Here is a 23,004-nt window from a genome sequence, read left to right as displayed (position 1 = left end):
CCGGGGGCCCGAGCAACGCCCCCGTCAACCCCCGGCCCCCATTTGCAGTCGGCCGAATCGCGCTCCGATCACCCCTCGGTAAGCTGACGGCATGACAGGACAAGTACGCACCGTCGACGGCCGCGTGGCCGGCCGACGCGGCCAGGCGACGCGGCAGAAGCTGCTCGACTGCCTCAGCGAGATGCTCAGCTCCTCGCCGTACCGGGACGTCAAAGTCATCGACGTGGCCCGGAAGGCGGGTACTTCACCCGCGACCTTCTACCAGTACTTCCCGGACGTCGAGGGCGCCGTCCTGGAGATCGCGGAGGAAATGGCCAAGGAGGGCGCGGCGTTGACCTCCCTCGTGGAGGGCCGCTCCTGGGTCGGCAAGGCCGGCTGGCAGACAGCGGAGGAACTGGTCGAGGGATTCCTCGACTTCTGGCGCAAGAACGACGCGATCCTCCGCGTGGTCGACCTGGGCGCGGCCGAGGGCGACAAGCGGTTCTACAAGATCCGCATGAAGATCCTCAACTCCGTGAACAACTCCCTTACGGACGCGGTCAAGGAGCTCCAGTCGAAGGGCAAGGTCGACAAGGACGTCAGCCCCGCGGCGATGGCGGGCTCCATCGTCGCGATGCTCGCGGCGGTCGCCTCGCACCAGAAGGGCTTCCAGACCTGGGGCGTCAAACAGGCCGAGCTCAAGCCCAACCTGGCGCTGCTCGTGCATCTGGGCATCACCGGCAAGAAGCCTACGAAGTAGGCGTGGCCGCACCCGCGGTAGGAGCAGCAGCGGTCACCGTGACGCGCGCGTGGACGACGCCCGCGCGGTGATCCCCGGGGGCATCGCGCCCCCAAGTCCTGTCACGCCGACGGTGGTTCACCTTGGTGAACCCCGTCGGCGTTCTCCTGCCCGGCCTCCCTCACGACAAGTCTGAAGAGCCGGATCTCGCGCTCGACGCGGGCCTGGTACGCGGCGTACGGCGGCCAGAACGCCAGCACGGCCCGCCAGGCGGCCGCCCGCTCCGCACCCGCCAGGAGCCGCGCCCGCACAGGGATGTCCTGCCCCTTCCAGCTGATCGAGACATCCGGGTGGGCCAGCAGATTGGCGGTCCAGGCCGGATGGCCCGGGCGCCCGAAGTTGGACCCGACGAGCAGCCAGGTCCCGCTCTCCTCCGGCATACAGGCGAGCGGAGTCGTGCGCACGAGACCCGACTTGGCGCCGCGCGCGCTGAGCACGACCCCGGGCAGCATGCGCGCGCTCGGCAGTACTCTGCCCCGGGTGAGCCGGTGGACGGCGCGGTCCATCGCCGGGACGAAGTGGGGCGCGATTTTCGCGAACGCGCGCGTGGCGGAGACCTTCTGGATGAGGCGGGCGGCGACGCCGGAGGACGGCGGGGCCATCAAAGGACCGCCTTCGCGCGCGTGGACGCCGTGAACAGGCCCGCCGCGGCCGCCGCGTGCGCGCGCAGCAGATGGACCGGGCCGAACAGCAGCTCGTCGCAGGCCGCGCGCTTGAAGTACAGATGCGCCTCGTGCTCCCAGGTGAAGCCGATGCCGCCGTGCAGCTGGATCGCCTCGGCCGCCGTCGCCCGCAGCGCCTCCACAGCCTGGGCGAGCGCGAGGCCGCCGGCGGACGGGTCCCAGGTCGCGTAGTACGCGGCCGAACGCGCCGCCTGCACCTGTACGTACCGGTCGGCGAGGCGGTGCTTGACCGCTTGGAAGGACCCGATGGGCCGCCCGAACTGCTCGCGCTCCTTCACGTAGGCAACGGTCCGCTCCAGCGCCTGCGAAGCCGCGCCGACGGCCTCGGCGGCGAGACAGGTGGCGGCGGTGCGGCCGGTGTCGGTGAGGGCGGTGAGGTGGTCGGGCCCGTCCTCCGAGCCCAGCAACTCGGCTTCCGCATCCCTCAGTTGCAGCCGGGCCTGTGTGCGGGTCTCGTCGAGGGCGGTCCGGCGGACCCGGCGTACCCCGGCGACATCCCCTCGTACGAGGAAGAGGCGGGCGCGGCTGCGGGCGAAGCCGCCGGTGTGGGCGGCAACGATCAGGAGGTCGGCGGTGTGGCCGTCGAGGACCTGGTCGGCCTCGCCGTACAGCCGCCAGCGTCCCTCGGTCTGCCGCGCCTGTACGCCCCCGGCGCGGCCGCCGCCCGCCCAGGCGCCGTCGGCGTTCTCGCCGGTCAGGCCGAGGGCGAGCGCGAGGCTTCCACCGGGGACGACGAGGGTGGCGGTGAGCTCGCCCCGGGCGAGCGCGGGCAGGTGGGCACGTTTCTGCGGCTCGGTCCCGAGGGCCAGGAGCAGGGGGGCGGCGAGGGCGGCGGTTGCCAGGAGCGGTGAGGGCAGCAGGGCGCGGCCGGTCTCCTCGCAGGCGAGGGCGAGTTCGGCGGGGCCGCAGCCGACTCCGCCGTACTCCTCGGGCACCGCGAGGCCCGGCAGCCCGAGCTCTGTGGAGAGGCGGTGCCACAGGGCCGTGTCATGGCCTTGGGGCGTGCGGACGGCCGCCTTGACCTCGTCCGGGCCGCAGCGCTTGGCGAGCAGGTCGTGGAGGGTGCGGCGGATTTCCCGCTGCGGGTCGGTGAAGTCGACGTCCATGGCGGTTTCTCTCCTCCCGGAGGCGGCCCCGCTCCGCACGGCGCGGGGCCGGTTCGGTGCGGGGCCGCGAATCGATCTGACGGTACATCAGATTCCTGCGCCCGACCCCCGGGGGCGCACCATCTGATGTACCGTCAGATTCATGGCCGGAGCCCTCCCCCGCAAGGTCGCCGTCGTCGGCGTGGCCCTCTCCGACACCGGGCGCGTGGACGACCTCACCCCGTACGCCCTGCACGCCCAGGCCGCCCGCCGGGCGCTCGCCGACTCCGGACTCGACCGGAGCGTCGTCGACGGCTTCGGCTCGGCGGGCCTGGGCACGCTCGCGCCCGTCGAGGTCGCCGAGTATCTGGGGCTGCGGCCCACCTGGCTGGACTCGACCGGCGTCGGCGGCGCGACCTGGGAGGTCATGGCCGCGCACGCCGCCGATGCCATCGCCCTGGGGCATGCCAATGCCGTCCTGCTGGTGTACGGGTCCACTGCGCGGGCCGACATCAAGGCCGGGCGGCGTACGTCCAATCTGTCGTTCGGCGGGCGCGGGCCGCTGCAGTTCGAGGTGTCGTACGGACACACGCTGATCGCCAAGTACGCGATGGCCGCGCGGCGCCATATGCATCAATACGGGACCACTGTCGAGCAGTTGGCGGAGGTCGCCGTGCAGGCGCGGGCGAATGCGGGCGCCAACCCGGACGCGATGTTCCGGGACCCGATCACGGTCGACGACGTGCTGTCGGGGCCTGTGATCGCCGATCCGTTCACCAAGCTGCATTGCTGTGTGCGGTCGGACGGAGGGTGTGCGGTGTTGCTCGCGGCGGAGGAGTACGTGGCGGATTGCGCGAAGTCCCCTGTGTGGGTGCTGGGGTCGGGGATGGCCATGTCTCATACGACGATGTCGGAGTGGGACGACTTCACTGTGTCCCCGGCTGCCGTGTCGGGGCGTATTGCCTTTGAGCGAGCGGGAGTTCGGGCCAGTGATGTCGATATCGCCGAGATCTACGACGCCTTTACGTACATGACGCTCGTCACCCTTGAGGACCTCGGGTTCTGCGGGAAGGGGGAGGGTGGGGCGTTTGTGGAGAAGGGGCGGTTGCTTCGGGACGGGGCGTTGCCGGTCAACACGGATGGTGGGGGGTTGTCCGCGTGTCATCCCGGGATGCGGGGGTTGTTCCTGATCGTGGAGGCGGTTACGCAGTTGCGGGGGGAGGGGGGTGCGGGGCAGGTCTTGAAGGCTGGCCGCCTTCCGGAACTAGCTGTTGCGTCGGGGACGGGGGGGTGGTTCTGCTCGTCGGGGACGGTTGTTCTTGGGCGGTGATTCGACTGCGGACCGTGGGGGCTGGTCGCGCAGTTCCCCGCGCCCCTGTAGGTGACCGGGACCGCAATGGGTCTCCACAGCCACCCTGAGCGGGGTGCCCTCGTTTGTCTGCGGACCGTGCTGGGCTTGTCGCGCAGTTCCCCGCGCCCCTATAGGGGCGCCCACCACCTGCGCATGTCTAGGTTGCCCTGAACACCGGCACCGCCAGCCCCTCCCCCACCCCCCGGAACTCCACCCGCAGCTCCATCCCCACCCTCAGTTCCGACTCCCCGCAGCCCACCACCTCCGTCATCATGCGCGGGCCCTCCGCCAGGTCGACCACCGCTGCTGTGTACGGGACCCGGGCGTCGAAGGGAGGGAGGTCGTTGCGGTGGACGACCGACCAGGTGTACAGCGTGGCTCGGCCGCTCGCCAGCTCCCAGGTGACGTCCTCGCTCCAGCAGTGGGGGCAGAACTCGCGGGGGTAGTGGTGCGCCCGCTTGCACGTCGCGCAGCGGCGGATCAGCAGGCGGCCGGCGGCCGCCGCGTCCCAGTACGCGCGCGTGAAGGCGTCGGTCTCGGGCACGCTCGCGTCGGGGAACGGGATCATCGGCATGGGCATCAGAAGAGTCCGATCGTGTGGTCTAGAGACCAGGTCTGCCACGACATCGCGATGAGGGCGACCAGGGAGATCAGAGCCATCATCGCGTTCCGACCCTGCTCGGCCCAGTCGTGGATCATGAGGATTGGGTGGAGGTGGTTGAGGAGGAGGGCACCGATGAGAGCGATCGGGGTCGGCAGGCCGACCACCGACCCCACACCCAGGGCCAGTTCCGCGTACACCACCACATACGCCATCGTGCGCGGGCGCGGTTGCACCACCGTCGTGAAACCGCTGCGGACCGCCTCCCGGCACCGGTGAGCCAGATCGAGTCCATCCGCGGTCCCCTCCCCCCGATTCTGACGGTACGTCAGTTCAGCGGACACCGACGGCTCGCGCAAGAGTGCGCGCATCGACCGCGCTTCGCGGCCCACGCGCACCATCCGGCCACCACCCTCCCACCGTCCGACCACGATGGACTGCGGAGCGTGATCGATTCGTAACCGATTCAGATCTTGACCGAGACCCATCAAGTAGCTGCGCCATTACGCTCAGCTGTCATGTCCACCAACGACCCCACTCGTCCTGTGTACGTCATCGGGGGCGGCCCGGGCGGGCTCGCCGTCGCCGCCGCACTGCGCGGGCGGGGCATACGGGCCGTCGTCCTGGAGAAGTCCGACACCCTCGGGGCCTCCTGGCGCCGCCACTACGACCGACTCCACCTGCACACCACCCGACGGCTGTCCGCGCTGCCGGGGTTGAAGATGCCGCGGTCGTTCGGGCGCTGGGTGTCTCGGGACGACCTGGTGCGTTATCTGGAGACGTACGCGCGCGTGCACGAGCTGGAGACCGTCACCGGGGTGGAGGTGTCCCGTATCGAGCGGACCGACGGTGACTGGCTGCTGCACGCCACCGGCGGGCGGCGGCTGACCGGGCGGGCGGTCGTGGTGGCGACCGGGTACAACCACACGCCATACGTCCCCGAGTGGCCCGGCGCCGACGCGTACACCGGTGAGCTGCTGCACGCCGGCCACTACCGCGAACCGGCCCCGTACGCGGGCAAGGACGTACTCGTCGTCGGGAGCGGCAACACCGGCGCCGAGATCGCGGTCGACCTGGTCGAGGGCGGGGCCGGGCGGGTGCGGCTCGCGGTGCGGACCGCGCCGCACATCCTGCGCCGCACCACGGCGGGCTGGCCCGCCCAGGCGTCCGGCATCCTGGTGCGGCGGCTGCCGGTGCCGCTGGTGGACCGGGCGGCCGACGCGGTGTGCCGTCTCTCGGTGCCCGACCTGTCGGAGAAGGGGCTGCCCCGGCCCACGAGCGGCCTCTACGCGCGCGTACGTGAAGGCGCGATCCCCGTGCAGGACGTCGGCCTGATCGCCGCCGTGCAGAGCGGGCGGGTGGAGCCGGTGGCGGCGCTCGATTCGTTCGAGGGCGCCAAGGCCGTCCTCGCCGACGGCAGCGTCCTCTCCCCCGAGGTCGTCGTCGCGGCCACCGGGTACCACCGCGCCCTGGAGGGCCTGGTCGGCCACCTCGGCGTACTCGACGGGCGCGGCCTGCCCACCGTCCACGGCCGCCGCACCGCCCCCGACGCCCCCGGCCTGCACTTCACCGGGTTCACCAACCCCATCAGCGGGATGCTCCGCGAGCTGGGCATCGACGCGCGCAAGATCGCGAAGGCGATCGCGGCGACCTCCTGAACGTGCTCCTGAACCGTGCTCCTGAACACCGGCGGCCCCACACCGTAGTTGGCGCAATGCCGACGGGTATCCCGCACCCGGGCGGGTACGGGATCCGTACCCGGCGGGACCTCCGCGTGTTCCGGAGCCTTCGGTGAGCCCTTGACAGCCTTTGCCCGCACGACGGTTCCTGACTGGTCGTCAGGTCTGTAATCTGACTATGCGTCAGTTACTTGCCAGTTACGCAAGAGTCATGTTGGCCATCGACCAGGAGCGGGCGGAACGATGCTTGGATCGACTCACGGCACCCTCACGACCGACCTCCGCGCACGGGTGGTCGCCTGCGGCGAACAGCCGAAGAACGGCGCCGTCCACGGCACGGCCGCGGCCGAAGGCGACCTGGACGTCAGCGGCCGCCCGCTGTACGCGCCCGTGCCCGACCTTGACCGGTTCTTCCGGCCCGAGTCCCTGGCCGTCATCGGCGCCTCCGACGCCGAGGGCCGCCCCAACGCGGGGATCACCCGTCAGCTGATCGCCTGGGCCGAGCGGGTGGGCGCTCGGGTCCATCCCGTACACCCCACGCGCGAATCCGTCTTCGGGCTCGCCTGCTCGGCGTCCGTCGCGGAGCTGCCCGAGCAGGTGGATCTGGCCGTGCTCCTGGTCGCCGACCCGCTGCCGTTGATCGACGAACTCGCCGAGGCCAAGGTGAAGTTCGCGGTCGCGTTCGCCTCCGGATTCGCCGAGACCGGCGAGGACGGCGCCGCCGCACAGGAGAGACTGGCGGCCGCCGTCGCGCGGTCCGGGATGCGGCTGCTCGGGCCCAACACCAACCTCAACGCCTTCGAGCGCTTCCGCGACGACCTCGACGGGCCCGCGATCGCCCTGATCACCCAGTCCGGCCACCAGGGCCGCCCGCTCTTCGCCCTCCAGGAGCTGGGCATCCGCCTCTCCCACTGGGCGCCCACCGGCAACGAGGCCGACCTCGAAACCGCCGACTTCATCTCGTACTTCGCCGAGCGCCCCGAGGTCGGCGCCATCGCCTGCTATCTGGAGGGGCTGAAGGACGGGCGCTCCTTCCTGCTCGCCGCCGACCGGGCGGCTCGCGCGCGGGTGCCGGTGGTCGCGGTCAAGGTCGGCCGCACCGAGACCGGTGCCCGCACGGCCGCGTCCCACACCGGCAAGCTGACCGGCGCGGACCAGGTGGTGGACGCGGCGATGCGGCAGTACGGCGTGATCCGCGTCGACGGACTCGATGAACTCCAGGACACCTCGGCCCTGTTGGCGCGGGCGCGCAAACCGGTCGCCGACGGGGTCGTGGTCTACTCGATCTCGGGCGGTACGGGCGCACACTTCGCCGATCTCGCCACGGCGGCGGGACTCACCCTTCCCACCCTCTCCGACGCCAAGCAGGCCGAGCTGCACGAGTGGATACCGTCGTATCTGAACGTGGCCAACCCCGTGGACAACGGCGGCCACCCGGTGGGCGACTGGCGCGGCCCGAAGATCATCGACGCGATCCTCGCCGACCCGGCCGTGGGCGTGCTCATCTGCCCCGTCACCGGCCCGTTCCCGCCGATGAGCGACAAGCTGGTGCGGGACCTGGTGGACGCGGCGGAACGCACGGACAAGCTGGTGTGCGTGGTGTGGGGCTCGCCGGTCGGGACCGAGGCCGCCTACCGCGAGACCCTGCTCGGCTCCTCCCGCGTCGCCACCTTCCGTACGTTCGCCAACTGCATCGGCGCCGTACGCGCCTACCTCGCGCACCACCGGTTCACCGCCGCCTACCGCTCGCCCTTCGACGAGGCGCCGCGCGTGCCGTCGCCCTCGTTCCGCAAGGCGCAGGCGCTGATGCGGCCCGGGCAGCAGCTGAGCGAGCACGCGGCGAAGCAGCTGCTGCGGGCGTACGGCATCCGGGTGCCGCGCGAACAGCTGGTGACCAGCGCGGCGGCGGCCGTACGGGCGGCCGGGCAGGTCGGCTACCCCGTGGTGATGAAAGCCTCCGGCACCCGCCTCGCCCACAAGACCGAACTCGGCCTGGTCAAGGTCGGGTTGACCTCGGCCAGCCAGGTCCGCGACGCCTACCGCGAGCTCACCGACATCGCCCGGTACGAGGAGGTCGACCTCGACGGCGTGCTGGTCTGCCAGATGGTGGCGCGGGGTGTCGAAATGGTCGTCGGCGTCACCCACGACCAGCTCTTCGGCCCGACCGTGACCGTGGGCCTCGGCGGGGTCCTGGTCGAGGTCCTGGGCGACGCGGCCGTACGCGTACCGCCGTTCGGCGAGGAGCAGGCCCGCGACATGCTCGCCGAGCTGCGCGGCCGTACGCTCCTCGACGGTGTACGCGGCGGACCACCGCTCGACGTCGACGCGCTGGTCGAAGTGGTGCTGCGGGTGCAGCGCATGGCGCTGGAACTGGGCGGTGAGATCCGCGAGTTGGACATCAACCCCCTGGTGGTCCTGGAGCGCGGGCAGGGCGCGGTGGCGCTGGACGCGCTGGTGGTGTGCACATGAGCTCTCCTTCTGCCGGCGTGCCTCCCACGGACATGGTCCTGCACACCACTGACAACGGCGTCTCGTGGATCACGCTCAACCGGCCCGAGGCGATGAACGCCGTCACCTGGGACCAGCGGGAACGCGTGATCGCGCTGCTCGCGGAGGCCTCGGCCGACCCGGCCGTACGGGCCGTCGTGCTCACCGCGACGGGGAAGGGGTTCTGCGCGGGGGCGGATCTGCGGGGCGCGCCCGGGGGCGGAGAGCGTGTCCCCGGCGATGTGGCCCGCACCATCCGGCTCGGCGCCCAGCGCCTCATCGCCGCCGTGCTCGACTGCGAGAAGCCGGTGATCGCGGCCGTGAACGGGACGGCGGCCGGGATCGGGGCGCATCTGGCGTTGGCCTGCGATCTGGTGCTGGCGGCCGAGTCGGCGCAGTTCATCGAGGTGTTCGTACGGCGTGGGCTCGTCCCGGACGGAGGTGGCGCGTATCTGCTCGCGCGGCTCGTCGGGCCGCAGCGGGCGAAGGAGTTGATGTTCTTCGGGGACGCGGTGCGGGCGGTGGACGCGGAGCGGATGGGGCTGGTGAACCGGGTGGTGCCCGACGGCGAGCTCGCGGCCGTCGCCGGGGAGTGGGCCCAGCGCCTGGCCACCGGTCCGACCCGGTCGATCGTGCTGGCCAAGCAGCTGGTGAACGCGTCCCTGGACGGCGACCGTACGACCGCGTTCGCGGCGGAGGCGGCGGCCCAGGAGATCAACATGACCACCCAGGACGCCCAGGAGGGCGTGGCCAGCTTCGTGGAGCGCCGAACGCCCAAGTACCGGGGGCTGTGAGGGTTCCCAGGGCGTTCCCGAGGGTTCCAATCTGACGAACCGTCAGGTTCAATGAAAACTATGATGGGACACGAAGGGATGGCGGCGACCGTCGTCCGATACCTGCGGTCCGTCGGCGCGGCCGCCACCGCCGCGGCCGAGCCCGTCGAAGCCCTGCCCCGGCCCGCGTTACGGGCCGTACGCGACGACGAGCGGCTGCCCGTCGACCCGGCCGAGTTCCGTGGCGTACTGGGCCACTTCGCGACCGGCGTCACGGTCGTCACCGCCCACGACGACACCGGCCCCACCGGCTTCGCCTGCCAGTCCTTCGCCTCCCTCTCCCTCGACCCGCCGCTGGTCGTCTTCATGGTCGGGCGTACGTCGACGACCTGGCCGCGCATCGCGCGCGCGGGCGTCTTCTGCGTCAACATCCTGGGCGCCGAACAGGGGTCGCTGTGCCGGGCGTTCGCGGTCAGCGGCGCCGACAAGTTCGCGGGTGTCGGCTACGACGCGGCCCCCGTGACCGGCTCCCCGCGCCTGCACTCCGTACCGGCGTGGGTCGACTGCCGCATCCAGACCGTGCACACGGGCGGCGACCACCTGATCGTGGTCGGCCGTGTGGAGGCCCTGGGCGGCACGGCCGAGGGTGAACCGCTCCTGTTCCACCGGGGCAGGTTCGGGCGGTTCACCCCGTAACGACGCTCAGTCGTCCAGTGCCGCGATCTCGATCCCGGCGATACGGTCCGGGTCCGCGATGACGTCGATCTCCGTGATCCCGCCGTCCACGATCGTGAAGCAGAGCACGATGACCAGACGGCCGTAGGGAGCCATCGCCAGGCCGACCTGCCCGTCGACCAGTGCCACTCCGGTGAACTGTGCCCGGCCGATGGCGGCCATCGCGGCCTTCGCGACGGTGTGGCCGCCGTCGAGGACGACGGGTTCCGGGGTGGGGATCACCCAGCGGTCCGCGTTCAGCACCACGTCCGGGTGGAGCAGGGTGACCAGCGTCTCGAAGTCGCCGCCGCGTATCGCGGTCAGGAAGGCGTCGACGACCGGCCGCCGACGGGCCAGGTCGGCCGCGGGCGCCGGGCTGCTCCCCTTGACCCGGCGGCGGGCGCGGCTGGCCAGCTGGCGGGCGGCGGCCGGGGTCCGCTCGATCAGCAGGCCGATCTGGTCGAACGGCACGGCGAACATGTCGTGCAGGACGAACGCCAGCCGCTCGTCCGGCGCCAGCGTGTCCAGCACCACGAGCAGCGCCAGGCCCACCGACTCGGCAAGCACCGCCTCCTGTTCGGGGTCGACGCGCTCCTGCGGCCCGGCGGCCACGTCGGGCACGGCGTCCGCCTCGTAGGACTCCTCGGGCCGTGACTTCCGCGCGCGCAGCACGTTGAGACATACCCGCGCCACGATGGTCGTCAGCCAGCCGGTGATGTTCTCGACATCGCTCGCATCGGCCCGGCTGACGCGCAGCCAGGCGTCCTGCACGGCGTCCTCGGCCTCGCTCAGCGAGCCGAGCATCCGGTAGGCGACCGCGCGCAGATGGGCCCGGTCGGCCTCGAAACGCTCGGCCGGCAGTGCGTGCTCGTCCATCGTCACATTCCTCGTTCAGGGCGTGTCAGAAAGCAGAACCCCGAAAACGTACCGACTACGACCGGGCGCGCAACGCCTCGGTCCGCACAACTCCCGGAGAACGCAATGACGTCAACGATCCTGGTCACCGGCGGCACCGGCACCCTCGGCAAGCACATCGTCCCGCTCCTTCGCGACGCCGACCGCAAGGTGCGGGTGCTGACGCGGCACGGGCGCGCGGGTGCGGACGGGGTCTCGTACGTCACCGGTGATCTGCTCGCCGACTCGGGGGTCGACGAGGCCGTCGCCGGGGCCGACGTCGTACTCCACCTCGCCGGTGGTCCCAAGGGTGATGCCGAGGCGACCGCCAACCTCACGCGGGCCGCCGCGCGGGCGGGGGTTGAGCATCTGGTGTACATCTCGGTCATCGGGGCGGATCGGGTGCCGTTGGGGTGGTTCGGCTCGAAGCTGGAGGCGGAGCGGGCGGTTTCCTCGTGCGGGGTGCCGTGGACGACGCTTCGGGCTGCTCAGTTCCATGACCTGGTGTTCACCATGGTGTCGAAGATGGCGAAGTTGCCGGTGGTGCCGGCGCCGAGTGCGGTGCGGCTTCAGCCGGTGGACGCTCGTGAAGTGGCCGCGCGCCTTGTCGAGCTCGCGCTCGGCTCACCGGCCGGGCTGGTGCCCGATCTGGCGGGGCCCAAGGTGTACGGGATGGGGGAGCTTGCCCGTACGTATCTGGCGGCGGTCGGTAAGCGGCGGCCGCTTCTGCCCGTGCCAATGCCCGGTAAGGCTGGGCGGGCCTATCGGGCCGGGGAGAACCTCGCGGGCGAGGGTGCCGTGCGGGGGCAGCGGACTTGGGAGGCGTTTCTCGCGGAGCGGGTGGGTTGAGCCTTCGGCTGCGGACCGTGCTGGGTTGCTCGCGCAGTTCCCCGCGCCCCTGTAGGGCACTCGGCACCGAAACGCGCCCCCTATAAGGCACCCGGCGCCGGAAAAGTGGCCCGTCACCACACCTTCGTGCTCAGCGGCTTTCGGGCGCTCGTCGCCACGGTCACCGTGCCGTGGTCGCCGTAGACCTCTGTGCGCCACTTGGCGAAGACCTCGGCCACTCGGTCTGCCGCGTAGGTCGCCTCGGGGCGGAAGTCGGTGGTCACCTCGGCCACGGCCATGTTGATCTTGCCCGCGATGCGTACGCGTACGTCTTTGACCGAGTCCAGCTGGCCGTCGTCCGCCTTGGTGGCGTGCGCGGTGTAGTACGCCATGAAGTCCTTGGTCATGCCGAACCAGCCCGCCTCCCCGCACGGCCCGGCCCCGTCCGTGACCTGACCGTCGGTGGGCGGGCCCGGAGTGCCGGTGTCCTCGTCCGTGGGTGGGCCTGGCGTGCCTGTGTCCTGGTCGGTGGGCGGACCCGGCGTACCCGTGTCCTCGTCCGTCGGTGGGCCCGGCGTACCGGCCCCGTCGTCCGTCGTCTCGTCCGTCGTGTCGCAGTCCGTCGGGGTCGCCGAGGACTGGATCGGGGACGGGGTCGCCGCCGCGCCCGCGTCCGCGTGTTCCGTTCCGCAGCCCGCCAGCGTGGCGCAGGCGAGCAGGACCGCGAGAGCCGTCCCCGTACGTGTTCTCTGTGTCCGCATGCGCGCACCCCCTCCCCCAGAGGGGATCACGCGAGCGCCGGTTCCGGCAAAGACGGGGTGCGGGAGCCGGGGCGGCGGATCACCAGGGCCATCAGCGCGGCCACGGCGCACAGCGCGCCCGAGCCGTACCAGACCATGTCGTACGAACCGAAGGCGTCGCGCGCGAGGCCGCCGAGGAAGGCGACCAGGGCCGCGCCTACCTGGTGGGAGGCGAGCACCCAGCCGAAGACGATGGCGCTGTCGTCGCCGTAGTGCTCGCGGCAGAGAGCGAGCGTCGGCGGGACCGTGGCGACCCAGTCCAGGCCGTAGAAGACGATGAAGAACAGCATCGGCGGGTGGATGGAGGGCGCGAGCAGCATCGGCAGGAAGAGGAGCGAGATGCCGCGCAGGGCGTAGTACGTGGCGAGCAGGCGGCGGGACTCGAAGCGGTCGGTGAGCCAGCCGGAGAAGATCGTGCCGGCCACGTCGAAGACACCGATGACCGCGAGCAGTCCGGCGGCGGCCGTCACCGGCATGCCGTGGTCGTGGGCGGCGGGCACGAAGTGCGTCTGGATCAGGCCGTTGGTGGACGCGCCGCAGATCGCGAAGGTGCCCGCGAGCAGCCAGAACGGTCCGGTGCGTACGGCCCGGGCGAGCACCTTCAGCGCGCGGGTGGCCGCGCCGGGCACGGGTGCGGGCTTCTCCACGTACGTGTCCGAGCCGTACGGGGCGAGGCCCACGTCCGCCGGGTGGTCGCGCAGCAGCAGCCACACGAACGGCACCACCGCGAGCGCGGCGAGCGCGACCGTGACGGCGGCGGGGCGCCAGCCGTGGTGCTCCACCAGCCAGGAGAGCACCGGCAGGAAGATCAGCTGCCCGGAGGCGGAGGCGGCGGTCAGGATGCCGGTGACCAGACCCTTGCGGGCGGTGAACCAGCGGTTGGTGACGGTCGCGGCGAACGCCAGCGCCATCGACCCGCTGCCGAGGCCGACGAGCAGGCCCCAGTAGAGCATCAACTGCCAGGCGGAGTGCATGAAGACGGTGAGCCCGGACCCGGTCGCGATCACGGTCAGCGCGACCGCCACGACCCGGCGGATGCCGAACCGGTCCATCAGCGCGGCGGCGAACGGCGCGGTGAGCCCGTACAGCGCGAGGTTCAGGGACACCGCCGCCCCGATCGTCCCGCGCGACCAGCCGAACTCGCCGTGCAGCGGATCGATCAACAGCCCGGGCAGCGAACGGAAGGCGGCCGCGCCGATGATCGTCACGAACGTGACGGCGGCGACGGACCAGGCGCGGTGGATACGGCGCGGGGGCGCGGCGGCGGTTGTCTGGGGCATGCCACCCAGCTTCCCGGCGGGGCCGATGGGGAACGAGTGGCCGGATGGCCATGGTTCGCAGGGATCGGGCCATGACCAGGTGCGTGGTCGGCTGCGGATCGTGCGTGGCTGGTCGCGCAGTTCCCCGCGCCCCTTAAATGGGCCCTTCGGGCCCTCCTGGTGGCGCGGGCAACCCCAGCACGGTCGTTGATGGGCCCGAAGGGCCCTCTTAGGGGCGCGGGGAACTGCGCGATCAGCCCCCACCGGTCCGCAGCCGACCAGATCCCTCGGAGAGTTTCGGGAAGGGGCGGGGTGGGGGAACTCACCCCACCGAACCCTCGCGCACACTTGTCCGTAGCCTTCGAAAGGAGCCGCCCCATGCCCCGCCACCACGTCGTCGTGCTCGCCCTCGACGGCCTGCTCCCCTTCGAGCTGGGCATCCCGCAGCGGATCTTCGGGCGGGCCCGGGCCGAGGACGGGGCGCGGGAGTCGCTCTACACCGTGACCACCTGCTCGATACGACCGCCCGGCCCCGTCCAGACCGACGCCGACTTCGCCGTACTCGTCGAGCACGGACCCGAGGTCCTGGCCGACGCCGACACCGTCGTGGTGCCCGCCTCGCACGAGCTCGGCCCGGTGTACGAGGACGGCGTTCTGACGCCCGCCCTCGCCGACGCCCTCGCGCGCGTACGGCCCGGCACCCGCATGGTCTCCATCTGCACCGGCAGCTACGTACTGGCCGCCGCCGGGTACCTCGACGGGCGGCCCGCCACCACGCACTGGATGCACGCCGAGCACTTCCAGGAGCTCTTCCCGAACATCGACGTCGACCCGGACGTGCTGTTCGTCGACGACGGCGACGTGCTGACCTCGGCCGGGGTCGCCGCCGGGATCGACCTGTGCCTGCACATCGTGCGGCGCGACCACGGCGCGGCGGTCGCCAACGAGGTGGCGCGCCGCACGGTGGTGCCGCCGCACCGCGACGGCGGCCAGGCCCAGTACATCCAACGCCCGCTTCCTGAGCCCCAGTTGGCGACAACGACCACCGCGCGCGCCTGGGCGCTCGGGCGTCTGGAGGAGCCGATCCAGCTGCGCGACATGGCCGAGCAGGAGGCCATGTCCGTACGGACGTTCACGCGCCGGTTCCGTGAGGAGACGGGCCTGAGCCCGGGCCAGTGGCTCACCCAGCAGCGGGTGGAACGCGCCCGGCATCTCCTGGAGTCCAGCGACCTGTCGGTGGACCGGATAGCGCGCGCAGCCGGGTTCGGCACGGCGACGTCACTGCGCCAGCACCTTCAGACCGCCCTGGGCGTCCCGCCGACGGTGTACCGGCGTACGTTCCGGGCCGGGTCACACCACTGAGGCGCGTTCAGAACGTGAGCACCCCCCGCGCCACCCGCCCGTGCCGCGCGTCGTCCACCGCCTTGGCGAAGTCCTCGATCGCGTACACCTCGGTGACCAGCTCGTCCAGGAACAGCGCGCCCGAGCGGTAGAGGTCGGCGTAGCGCGGGATGTCGTACTGGGGCCGTGAACTCCCGTACCGGCACCCGAGGATGGACTTGTCCAGGAACATCGCGGCGGGCACGAACGTCGCCTCGGCGGTCGGCGCGGGCATGCCGAGCAGGATGGCTTGCCCGTGCCGGTCCAGCAGGTCGACGGCGCTGCGGGCGAGCGCGGGGTGGCCGACGCACTCGAAGACGTGGTCGGCGCCGGTCGGCAGCACCTCGCGTACGCCGTCCACCGACGGCAGGAAGTGGGTCGCGCCGAACGTGCGGGCGGCCGTCTCCTTCGCCGGGTTGGTGTCGACCGCGACGATCACGCGCGCGCCCGCGATCCGGGCGCCCTGGATCACGTTGAGGCCGATGCCGCCGGTGCCGATGACGACGACGGTGTCGCCGTACTCGACCCGCGCCCGGTTCAGTACGGCCCCCACGCCCGTCAGGACCGCGCAGCCGATCAGCGCGGCCGAGGTCAGCGGCACGTCGTCGGGAATCCGCACCGCCTGCACGGCCTTGACCAACGTCCGCTCGGCGAAGGCGGAATTGGCGGCGAACTGGTGGACCGGCTCGCCGCCGCGCGAGAACGGCCGCCCGGGCCGACCGATGGCCTTCCGGCACATCGTGGGCCGCCCCCGGTCGCAGTCGGCGCAGGCACCGCAGTTGGCGAGCGTGGAGAGCGCCACGTGGTCGCCGGGCGCGACATGGGTGACGCCCTCGCCGACCGCCTCCACCACGCCCGCGCCCTCATGCCCGAGCACCACGGGTACGGGGAAGGGGATCGTCCCGTCGATCACTGACAGATCGGAGTGGCAGAGCCCGGAGGCGGCGATCGCCACCAGCACCTCACCGGGCCCCGGACCCCGCACCTCCAGATCGTCGACCACCCTCACCTGCGTACCGTCGAACAGAACACCTCTCACTGACCCCGAGCCTCCCTCGGCAGGCCGAGCACGCGCTCGGCGATGATGGTGCGCTGGATCTCGTCCGAGCCGCCGTAGATCGTGTCGGCGCGGGAGAAGAGGAACGAGCGCTGCTGTTCGTCGAGTTCGTAGGGTTGTTGTGGACTCCAGTCGTACGGGCCGACTGCAGCCTCCGCGCCCCGTACGGCCATCGCGAGCTCGCCCAGGCGCTGGTGCCAGCCGCCCCAGAGGAGCTTGGCGACGCTGGGGGCGGCGGTGTCGGGGGCGCCGAGAGTACGGAGGGCGTTCCAGCGCATGACGCGGAGGTCGGCCCATTGCCGCACGAGCCGATCGCGGAGGAGGGGGTCAGCGATGTCCCTGGCTGTCGCGAGGACTTTTTCCAACTCCTCCTCGAATCCGATCTGTTGAACCAACGTGGACACTCCGCGTTCCACGTCGAGCAGGCCCATGGCGACGCGCCAGCCGTCACCCTCGGCGCCGACTACGTGGTCGGGTTCGGCCCGGGCGCCGTCGAAGAAGACCTCGTTGAACTCGCTCGTCCCCGTCATCTGCCGGATCGGCCGGACCTCGATCCTGCCCGGCTGGTCCATGGGGACGAGGAGGAAGGAGAGGCCGTGGTGGCGGCGCGAGCCCGGTTCGGTGCGGGCCAGGACGAAGCACCAGTCGGCGTCGTGCGCGTGCGAGGTCCAGATCTTCTGGCCGGTGACGCGGTATGCGCCGGTGGCGTCCCGGGTGGCGGTGGTACGGACTGCCGCGAGGTCGGAGCCGGCGTCGGGTTCGCTGTAGCCCTGGCACCAGAGCTCCTCGCCGCGGGCGATGGGGGGCAGGAAGCGGTTCTTCTGTTTGCCGGTGCCGTACGTGATGAGGGTCGGGGCGAGCAGGTTCTCGCCGATGTGACCTAGGCGGGGTGGGGTGTTGGTTGTACGGGCGTACTCCTCGGCCCAGACCACCTGCTGGGTGAGGGTGCCTTGCCGGTTCCCGTGCCGCTCGGTCCATCCGAGGCCGATCCATCCGGCTTCGCCGAGGGTGCGCTCCCAGGTGCGGGGGGTGTCATCGGGGGGATGCGCGTCCAACCAGGCGCGCGCGTCCGCCCGGAACGCCTCGTCGTCCGAGGAGAACCCGAAGTCCATACCGTCGCCTCCCGTTCGTGCGCTGAAAATTCCCCACCCCGCCCCTTCCCGAAAGCCTCCGGCGGTCGTTGGTCGGCTGACCGCCGGTGGGGGCTGGTCGCGCAGTTCCCCGCGCCCCTAGGAGGGCCCGAAGGGCCCATTTGAGGGGCGCGGGGAACTGCGCGAGCAACCCAGCACGATCCGCAGAAAAACGGGGGTCGGGGCGTAGCCCCTACGCGTTCGGGCGTTCCGCCCGTTCCGCAGCCCGGGCCATCTCCTCCAGCCTCGCCAGCATCGGCATCGGGTCCATCCCCACCGTCCCCGGCAGGAAGTCCGCGATCCGGGACGGGGTCCACGGGCCGTCCGAGACGTACCCCGCCCGCAGCTCCCGCGGCTGCGCCCACACCGCGATCTTGGGCCCGGCGACCGTGTACACCTGACCGGTGATGCCCTCCGCGCGGGCGCGGTCGCTCAGGAGGTAGACCACGAAGGCGGCCACGTCCTCCGGCGAGCCGATCTCCGTAAGCTCCATGGGGACGTTGGCGGACATCCGCGTACGCGCGACCGGCGCCACCGCGTTCGCCGTCACCCCGTACTTGTGCAGCCCCAGCGCCGCGCTGCGCACCAGCGAGATCACCCCGCCCTTCGCGGCGCTGTAGTTGGCCTGCGCCACACTGCCCTGATGGTTGCCGCTGGTGAAGCCGATCAGGGTGCCGGAACCCTGTTTGCGCATCACCGCGGAGGCCGCCCGGAACACCGTGAACGTGCCCTTGAGGTGCGTGGCGACCACCGGGTCCCACTCCTCCTCCGTCATGTTGAAGAGCATGCGCTCGCGCAGGATGCCCGCGACGCACACCACCCCGTCGACCCGCCCCCACCGGGCCAGCGCGGTGTCCACGATCCGCTGGCCGCCCGCCATCGTCGAGATGTCGTCCGCGATGGCCACCGCCTCGCCGCCCGCCGCCTCGATCTCCTTGACCACCGCGTCCGCGACCGTACTGGTGGGCTCGGCGCCCTCGACGGAGACGCCGTAGTCGTTGACGACGACCTTGGCGCCCTCGGCCGCCGCCGCCAGCGCCACCGCGCGGCCGATGCCGCGCCCCGCGCCGGTCACGGCGACCACCTTGCCTGCCAAGAAGTTCCCCATGCCGGCCCCTTCCCGCGGTTTCTGACGGACCGTTAGATTTTATGGCCCGGCGGACGCCGGAAGACAAGCCCCGGGGAGGACTCTTATGTCGATGCCCGCCGAGTTCCTGGACATTGCCAAGCGCCTTAACAACTGGGGGCGTTGGGGGTCCGATGACGAAATCGGGACCCTGAACCTCATCACCGACTCCGTCGTCCGCGACGCCGCCGCCACCGTCCGCACCGGCCGCCGCGTCCCGCTCGCGCTGCCCCTGGAGCAGAACGGCGTCCAGACCGGCCTCATCCCCGGCCGGATCAACCCGCTCCACACCATGGTCCAGATCAACCAGGAAATCTTCGGCCCCGGAACCGTCGCCACCAGCGACGACGCCGTCACCTTCGGCCTCCAGGCGGCCACCCACTGGGACGCGCTCACCCATGTCTCGCACTCCGGCCGCCTCTACAACGGCCGCCCCGCCGACACCATCACCGCCCACGCCGGGGCGGAGTTCAGCGGCATCGACAAGCCCGCCCACATCATCTCGCGTGGCGTACTCCTCGACGTCGCCCGCGCCCGCGGCCTCGACCGGCTGCCCGGGGACCACGCCGTCACCCCCGAGGACCTCGACGCGGCCGAGGAACTGGCGGGGGTCACCGTCCGTGCGGGCGACATCGTTCTCGTACGCACCGGGCAGATCCAGCTGTGCCTCGGCGGCGACAAGCACGGGTACGGCTTTCCGTCGCCGGGGCTGTCGATCCGTACGCCCGAGTGGTTCCACGCGCGCGATGTGGCGGCGGTCGCCAACGACACGCTCACCTTCGAGATCTTCCCGCCGGAGATCGAGAACCTGTGGCTGCCGGTGCACGCCCTCGATCTGGTCGAGATGGGCATGTTGCAGGGGCAGAACTGGAATCTCGAAGAGTTGTCCACAGCCTGTGCGGAAGAGGGGCGGTACGCGTTCCTGCTGTCGGCGATGCCGGAACCGTTCGTCGGCGCCACGGGGACCCCGGTCGCGCCCGTCGCCGTCCTCTGAGAGGAACCCTCCACGGGTGGCGGCGCGTCATGCGCACCCCGAGCACGGCACCACGGCCGCCACCCGGCTCCGCGCGCATGCCCAGCTCCTCATGCCCTGAAGAGCGTTGCCCTGAGCCGACGCCGAGCCACGACCCGCACTCGCCGAGGAGAACCAGGACCGACCCGGAACGGAACATGGACCAGCCCATGCCCTCGGCGTCCCCTCGCGACGAATCGCTCATCCAAGGGTGATCAGAGCACCACTGCGCGTCAACACCTAGCGAAAGCTTTGCCGCTTACGCCCGATTTGTGACGGCGCACGACGGCTCGTACACGCCCGGCTCGAACGCCCCGCCCGCGAGCTCCGGCGCGCCCCTGTCGGCCTCACAGCCGCCCCCCGCGCCACAGCCGCGGTCCACCTCGCACCAGATCGACTTGCCCGCACCCTCCGGCTGCCAGCCCCAGCGGTCGGCGAGGCCGTCGACCAGCTCCAGGCCGCGACCGTTGGTGTCGTCCCCGTCCGCGTGGCGCGGCTTGGGCGCGCGTGCGCTGCTGTCGGCCACCTCCACGCGGACGGTTCCGCCGTCGGCCGGCCCGCCGACGGGTCCGAAGAGCATCCGCAGCACGGCCGGACAGCCGGTGTGCACCACGGCGTTGGTCACGAGCTCCGAGATCAAAAGGATCAGGGTCTCGGCGAGCGGCTCGTCGAGCCTTATCCCGGACCCGGCCAGCCGCGAGCGGGCCCATCTACGAGCGCGCCCCACCTCGGCGGGGTCGGCTCCGACCTCCAACTGAACCTGAAGCACCTGCACCGCTCACACCATCCGAACCGGCGGACACATCGCCTCGCGCCTCGTGAAGCTCACAGAACGTGATTTCCGTACGAGACAGCATGGTTGACGTACAGTCACCGCAACAAGCGCTTCGGGCATATTCCAGCGCGAAGGAGTACGCGTGGTGCATACTGTGCGACGCACATTGCGGGGGGTCGAACAAGGGCACGCGGGATGCCTGGGGGATCGCACCCCACGGAGGGTACCCGAGGGTGGCCCCGACTCCGGGCCGTGACGAGTCCCTTGAAGGACACAACCCGATATCGACGCTCGGTGACGATCCATCACCCTTCGGCCAATGTTCCGTCAGACTCCGGCCACACGCTGTGTATCCACGCTCGTGGGCGCTTCACGAGACACCCCGGTTCGCCTTGCGAGACAGACCGGTTCGTCACGCGTAATGCCTTACGAGACACACCGGTTCGCCATACGGGACGCCCTATGCGATCCCGGCGGCCGACTCCTCCAGCGCCCGCGCCTGAAGCTCCAGCGCGAGCGCGGTGGGAGGCCAGCGCTCGCGCCGCACCCACGCCCGCTTCAGATGCAGATGGACATCCGCCTCCCAGGTGAAGCCCATCCCGCCGTACACCTGGAGGCAGTCGCGCGCGCACTCCACGGCCGCCTCGTCGGCGAGCAGCTTGGCGCCCACGATCTCCACCGGATCCCCGGTGACAGCGGCCGCGTACACGGCCGCGCGCGCGACCTCCGTACGGACCAGCATCTGCGCGCACAGATGCTTGACGGCCTGGAAGGCGCCGATCGGCTGCCCGAACTGCTCGCGTTCGCGGGCGTGTTGGACCGCCATGTCGATGGTGCGGCCCGCGCTGCCGAGCTGTTCGGCGGCGGTGAGCAGCGCGCTTTCCGTGCTGCCGTCGGCGGCCTCGCCCGGCAGTCGGTGAAGGGGTGTCAGCGGGTCGATCGAGCGGATCTGCTCGGCGCCGGTGACGTCTCCCCGTACGACGTCCGCCTCCGCCAGCCACTCCACCAGAACGCCGTCGGGTGCGGCCACCACCGTCCCGCCCTCCGCCGCGCCCTCGACGACCCCCGCCGCCAGATGCGTGGCGATCAGTGGCCCGGGGAGCAGCGCCCGCCCGGCCTCCTCGAAGAGCAGCACGGCCTCGGGCAGCCCGAGACCCACCCCGCCGTCCTCCTCCGGCAGCCGCAGCGCGAAGAACCCGGCCTCACCGAGCTCCCGCCACAGCCCGCGGTCGAGCCCCGCCCGCAGCATCTCGCGGTCGAGCCGCCGGGAGAGGAGCGCGCGGAGCTCCGACCTCAACGCCCGTTGTTCGTCGGTGAGTTGGAAGTCCATCAGCGTCCCTTCGGCAGGCCGAGGATGCGCTCGGCGACGATGTTCCGCTGGATCTGCGAGGTGCCGGCGGCGATGGTGTACGAGAGGGAGGACAGACGGTCGAGGGTCCACTCGCGGTCGAGGTCGAGCGCGTCGGGGCCGAGGACTGCGGCGGCCGCGTCGTACAGGTCCTGGCGGGCGTGCGAGTAGCGGAGTTTGAAGACCGAGCCGCCGACGCCGGGGGCGCCGCCGCCGCGCTCGGACTCGCTGACGTTCCACTGGATCAGGCGCCACAGCGCGCCGAACTCCGCGTACAGACCGCCGAGCCGGCGGCGGATCACCGGATCGTCCCAGCGGCCGTTCTTGCGCGCCTCGGCGGCGACCTCCGCCAGGACGCGGCGGCAGGCGACGACCTCGCCGACGAACGCCGTGCCCCGCTCGTACGACAGCGTCACCATGGTCACGCGCCAGCCGTCGTTCTCGGCGCCGACCCGGTTGGCGACCGGCACCCGCACCTCGTCGAGGAACACCTCGGCGAACTCGGCCGACCCGGCGAGGGTGCGCAGCGGGCGCACGGTCACGCCGGGTGCGTCCATCGGCAGGGCGAGCCAGGTGATGCCCCGGTGTTTGGGCGCGGCCGGGTCGGTGCGTACGAGCAGTTCGCACCAGTCGGCGACCTCCGCGTGCGAGGTCCAGATCTTGGCGCCGGTGACGACGTACGCGTCCCCGTCGCGCACCGCGCGCGTGCGCAGCGACGCCAGGTCGGAGCCCGCGTCCGGCTCGCTGAACCCCTGGCACCACACCTCGTCCCCGCGCAGCACCGGCGCCAGCCAGCGCGCCCGCTGCTCGGGGGTGCCCTCGGCGGCGATGGTGGGGCCCGCGTGCAGCAGCCCGACGAAGTTCGCGCCGACATAGGGCGCCCCGGCCCGCTCGGTCTCCTCCAGGAAGATCAGCCGCCGGGTCGGCGAGGCGTCCCAGTGCACATCCGCGTACCCGGCGTCGTACAGCCTCCGCTGCCAGCCGGTGTCGTACGCGCGCCGCCCCGGCCAGTCCGAGGGCTCGGGCCTGGGCGGCAGCCCCGGCAGCACGGCCGCGAGCCACGCCTTGAGCCCGGCCCGGAACTCCTCGTCCTCCGCGCTGTACGTGAGGTTCACCGGCGGCCTCCACCCCTCGTCGGGCTGCTGTCTGACGGTGATATCTGATGGACCGTCAGATATCAGGCTAGCCGCGCGCCTATGGACCGACAAGCGGTGCGGGCCTACGCTCTCCGCACTGATCTGACG

21 protein-coding genes and 1 pseudogene are annotated in these 23,004 nt (G+C 71.6%); 9 read left to right on the top strand and 13 right to left on the bottom strand.

The window, feature by feature from the left end:
• Positions 1-91 precede the first annotated feature (91 nt).
• Positions 92-739, top strand: coding sequence for a TetR family transcriptional regulator (locus BG418_RS30040; RefSeq protein WP_067162989.1), 648 nt, complete (start codon positions 92-94; stop codon positions 737-739).
• A gap of 101 nt (positions 740-840) precedes the next feature.
• On the opposite strand, the gene BG418_RS30035 is transcribed toward BG418_RS30040, so the two are convergent.
• Together BG418_RS30035 and BG418_RS30030 are read right to left on the bottom strand one after the other, a co-directional pair.
• Complete coding sequence (locus tag BG418_RS30035) at positions 841-1,380, bottom strand: nitroreductase family deazaflavin-dependent oxidoreductase (RefSeq protein ID WP_188277118.1); 540 nt, start codon at positions 1,378-1,380, stop codon at positions 841-843.
• Positions 1,380-2,567 carry an acyl-CoA dehydrogenase family protein gene (locus tag BG418_RS30030; RefSeq protein WP_188277117.1) on the bottom strand — a complete coding sequence of 396 codons (1,188 nt, stop codon included), beginning with the start codon at positions 2,565-2,567 and terminating at the stop codon, positions 1,380-1,382. Before BG418_RS30030 ends, BG418_RS30035 begins: the two co-directional genes overlap by 1 nt.
• 142 nt (positions 2,568-2,709) lie before the next feature.
• Here BG418_RS30030 and BG418_RS30025 point away from each other — a divergent pair, with 142 nt between their 5' ends.
• Positions 2,710-3,876 (top strand): thiolase C-terminal domain-containing protein, encoded by a 1,167-nt coding sequence (locus BG418_RS30025; protein ID WP_188277116.1) that lies wholly within the window; start codon positions 2,710-2,712, stop codon positions 3,874-3,876.
• Positions 3,877-4,054: 178 nt separating this feature from the next.
• On the opposite strand, the gene BG418_RS30020 is transcribed toward BG418_RS30025, so the two are convergent.
• Positions 4,055-4,465, bottom strand: a complete 411-nt coding sequence (locus BG418_RS30020) for a Zn-ribbon domain-containing OB-fold protein (RefSeq protein WP_188277294.1) — start codon at positions 4,463-4,465, stop codon at positions 4,055-4,057.
• Positions 4,466-4,476: 11 nt separating this feature from the next.
• Positions 4,477-4,812 (bottom strand): annotated as a pseudogene (locus BG418_RS30015) (DoxX family protein); the annotation flags it as partial.
• Between the two features lie 204 nt (positions 4,813-5,016).
• On the opposite strand from BG418_RS30015, the gene BG418_RS30010 reads away from it, so the two are divergent.
• The 4 genes from BG418_RS30010 to BG418_RS29995 all read left to right on the top strand — a co-directional run bounded on the left by BG418_RS30010 (position 5,017) and on the right by BG418_RS29995 (position 10,133).
• Positions 5,017-6,156, top strand: a complete 1,140-nt coding sequence (locus tag BG418_RS30010; RefSeq protein WP_188277115.1) for an NAD(P)/FAD-dependent oxidoreductase — start codon at positions 5,017-5,019, stop codon at positions 6,154-6,156.
• Positions 6,157-6,420: 264 nt separating this feature from the next.
• A complete protein-coding gene (locus tag BG418_RS30005; protein WP_188277114.1) occupies positions 6,421-8,646 on the top strand; it encodes an acetate--CoA ligase family protein in 2,226 nt (741 codons plus the stop codon).
• Complete coding sequence (locus BG418_RS30000; RefSeq protein WP_223185549.1) at positions 8,643-9,458, top strand: enoyl-CoA hydratase/isomerase family protein; 816 nt, start codon at positions 8,643-8,645, stop codon at positions 9,456-9,458. Before BG418_RS30005 ends, BG418_RS30000 begins: the two co-directional genes overlap by 4 nt.
• 78 nt (positions 9,459-9,536) lie before the next feature.
• Entirely contained in the window at positions 9,537-10,133 is a 597-nt protein-coding gene (locus tag BG418_RS29995) for a flavin reductase family protein (protein WP_188277292.1), read from the top strand.
• Between the two features lie 6 nt (positions 10,134-10,139).
• On the opposite strand, the gene BG418_RS29990 is transcribed toward BG418_RS29995, so the two are convergent.
• Entirely contained in the window at positions 10,140-11,027 is an 888-nt protein-coding gene (locus tag BG418_RS29990; RefSeq protein ID WP_188277113.1) for a sigma-70 family RNA polymerase sigma factor, read from the bottom strand.
• Between the two features lie 105 nt (positions 11,028-11,132).
• On the opposite strand from BG418_RS29990, the gene BG418_RS29985 reads away from it, so the two are divergent.
• Entirely contained in the window at positions 11,133-11,894 is a 762-nt protein-coding gene (locus tag BG418_RS29985) for an SDR family oxidoreductase (RefSeq protein WP_188277112.1), read from the top strand.
• A 113-nt stretch (positions 11,895-12,007) separates the two neighbouring features.
• On the opposite strand, the gene BG418_RS29980 is transcribed toward BG418_RS29985, so the two are convergent.
• Together BG418_RS29980 and BG418_RS29975 are read right to left on the bottom strand one after the other, a co-directional pair.
• Positions 12,008-12,634, bottom strand: coding sequence for a hypothetical protein (locus BG418_RS29980; RefSeq protein WP_188277111.1), 627 nt, complete (start codon positions 12,632-12,634; stop codon positions 12,008-12,010).
• Positions 12,635-12,660: 26 nt separating this feature from the next.
• Positions 12,661-13,953 (bottom strand): MFS transporter, encoded by a 1,293-nt coding sequence (locus BG418_RS29975; protein ID WP_188277110.1) that lies wholly within the window; start codon positions 13,951-13,953, stop codon positions 12,661-12,663.
• A gap of 357 nt (positions 13,954-14,310) precedes the next feature.
• Here BG418_RS29975 and BG418_RS29970 point away from each other — a divergent pair, with 357 nt between their 5' ends.
• Complete coding sequence (locus tag BG418_RS29970) at positions 14,311-15,294, top strand: GlxA family transcriptional regulator (RefSeq protein WP_188277109.1); 984 nt, start codon at positions 14,311-14,313, stop codon at positions 15,292-15,294.
• Between the two features lie 7 nt (positions 15,295-15,301).
• Here the strand turns inward: BG418_RS29970 and BG418_RS29965 are convergent, their stop codons facing one another.
• From BG418_RS29965 to BG418_RS29955, 3 genes are all read right to left on the bottom strand, one after another.
• Positions 15,302-16,351, bottom strand: coding sequence for a Zn-dependent alcohol dehydrogenase (locus BG418_RS29965; protein ID WP_188277108.1), 1,050 nt, complete (start codon positions 16,349-16,351; stop codon positions 15,302-15,304).
• The gene (locus BG418_RS29960) at positions 16,348-17,481 is read right to left on the bottom strand and encodes an acyl-CoA dehydrogenase family protein (protein ID WP_188277107.1); all 1,134 of its coding nucleotides are present in this window, start codon (positions 17,479-17,481) and stop codon (positions 16,348-16,350) included. Before BG418_RS29960 ends, BG418_RS29965 begins: the two co-directional genes overlap by 4 nt.
• 211 nt (positions 17,482-17,692) lie before the next feature.
• Positions 17,693-18,607 (bottom strand): SDR family NAD(P)-dependent oxidoreductase, encoded by a 915-nt coding sequence (locus BG418_RS29955; protein WP_188277106.1) that lies wholly within the window; start codon positions 18,605-18,607, stop codon positions 17,693-17,695.
• Positions 18,608-18,692: 85 nt separating this feature from the next.
• Between BG418_RS29955 and BG418_RS29950 the strand changes: the two genes are divergently transcribed.
• Positions 18,693-19,619: a cyclase family protein gene (locus tag BG418_RS29950; protein WP_188277105.1), complete on the top strand. Its 927-nt coding sequence runs from the start codon at positions 18,693-18,695 to the stop codon at positions 19,617-19,619.
• 277 nt (positions 19,620-19,896) lie between these two features.
• Here BG418_RS29950 and BG418_RS29945 read toward each other — a convergent pair whose 3' ends face one another.
• The 3 genes from BG418_RS29945 to BG418_RS29935 form a co-directional block, all read right to left on the bottom strand.
• On the bottom strand, positions 19,897-20,412 hold the full coding sequence (locus BG418_RS29945; protein WP_188277104.1) for an anti-sigma regulatory factor: 516 nt from the start codon (positions 20,410-20,412) through the stop codon (positions 19,897-19,899).
• Between the two features lie 460 nt (positions 20,413-20,872).
• Complete coding sequence (locus BG418_RS29940) at positions 20,873-21,742, bottom strand: acyl-CoA dehydrogenase family protein (protein WP_188277103.1); 870 nt, start codon at positions 21,740-21,742, stop codon at positions 20,873-20,875.
• On the bottom strand, positions 21,742-22,875 hold the full coding sequence (locus BG418_RS29935) for an acyl-CoA dehydrogenase family protein (RefSeq protein WP_188277102.1): 1,134 nt from the start codon (positions 22,873-22,875) through the stop codon (positions 21,742-21,744). The genes BG418_RS29940 and BG418_RS29935 overlap by 1 nt, the downstream gene beginning before the upstream one ends.
• Positions 22,876-23,004 lie beyond the last annotated feature (129 nt).

It is taken from the genome of Streptomyces sp. CBMA152 (assembly GCF_014596475.1).
Classification (GTDB): Bacteria; Actinomycetota; Actinomycetes; order Streptomycetales; family Streptomycetaceae; genus Streptomyces.
Note: the sequence above shows the minus strand (reverse complement) of the source record. Positions and strands in the feature narration are given on the sequence as shown.

What these genes read in the sequence shown, in the direction of transcription:
- BG418_RS29980 (WP_188277111.1), bottom strand. Translation starts at nt 12,634, where the DNA reads ATGCGGACACAGAGAACACGTACGGGGACGGCTCTCGCGGTCCTGCTC.
- BG418_RS30005 (WP_188277114.1), top strand. Translation starts at nt 6,421, where the DNA reads ATGCTTGGATCGACTCACGGCACCCTCACGACCGACCTCCGCGCACGG.
- BG418_RS30040 (WP_067162989.1), top strand. Translation starts at nt 92, where the DNA reads ATGACAGGACAAGTACGCACCGTCGACGGCCGCGTGGCCGGCCGACGC.
- BG418_RS30010 (WP_188277115.1), top strand. Translation starts at nt 5,017, where the DNA reads ATGTCCACCAACGACCCCACTCGTCCTGTGTACGTCATCGGGGGCGGC.
- BG418_RS29960 (WP_188277107.1), bottom strand. Translation starts at nt 17,481, where the DNA reads ATGGACTTCGGGTTCTCCTCGGACGACGAGGCGTTCCGGGCGGACGCG.
- BG418_RS30000 (WP_223185549.1), top strand. Translation starts at nt 8,643, where the DNA reads ATGAGCTCTCCTTCTGCCGGCGTGCCTCCCACGGACATGGTCCTGCAC.
- BG418_RS29950 (WP_188277105.1), top strand. Translation starts at nt 18,693, where the DNA reads ATGTCGATGCCCGCCGAGTTCCTGGACATTGCCAAGCGCCTTAACAAC.
- BG418_RS30030 (WP_188277117.1), bottom strand. Translation starts at nt 2,567, where the DNA reads ATGGACGTCGACTTCACCGACCCGCAGCGGGAAATCCGCCGCACCCTC.
- BG418_RS29970 (WP_188277109.1), top strand. Translation starts at nt 14,311, where the DNA reads ATGCCCCGCCACCACGTCGTCGTGCTCGCCCTCGACGGCCTGCTCCCC.
- BG418_RS30035 (WP_188277118.1), bottom strand. Translation starts at nt 1,380, where the DNA reads ATGGCCCCGCCGTCCTCCGGCGTCGCCGCCCGCCTCATCCAGAAGGTC.
- BG418_RS30020 (WP_188277294.1), bottom strand. Translation starts at nt 4,465, where the DNA reads ATGATCCCGTTCCCCGACGCGAGCGTGCCCGAGACCGACGCCTTCACG.
- BG418_RS29995 (WP_188277292.1), top strand. Translation starts at nt 9,537, where the DNA reads ATGGCGGCGACCGTCGTCCGATACCTGCGGTCCGTCGGCGCGGCCGCC.
- BG418_RS29940 (WP_188277103.1), bottom strand. Translation starts at nt 21,742, where the DNA reads ATGGACTTCCAACTCACCGACGAACAACGGGCGTTGAGGTCGGAGCTC.
- BG418_RS29955 (WP_188277106.1), bottom strand. Translation starts at nt 18,607, where the DNA reads ATGGGGAACTTCTTGGCAGGCAAGGTGGTCGCCGTGACCGGCGCGGGG.
- BG418_RS29985 (WP_188277112.1), top strand. Translation starts at nt 11,133, where the DNA reads ATGACGTCAACGATCCTGGTCACCGGCGGCACCGGCACCCTCGGCAAG.
- BG418_RS29975 (WP_188277110.1), bottom strand. Translation starts at nt 13,953, where the DNA reads ATGCCCCAGACAACCGCCGCCGCGCCCCCGCGCCGTATCCACCGCGCC.
- BG418_RS30025 (WP_188277116.1), top strand. Translation starts at nt 2,710, where the DNA reads ATGGCCGGAGCCCTCCCCCGCAAGGTCGCCGTCGTCGGCGTGGCCCTC.
- BG418_RS29990 (WP_188277113.1), bottom strand. Translation starts at nt 11,027, where the DNA reads ATGGACGAGCACGCACTGCCGGCCGAGCGTTTCGAGGCCGACCGGGCC.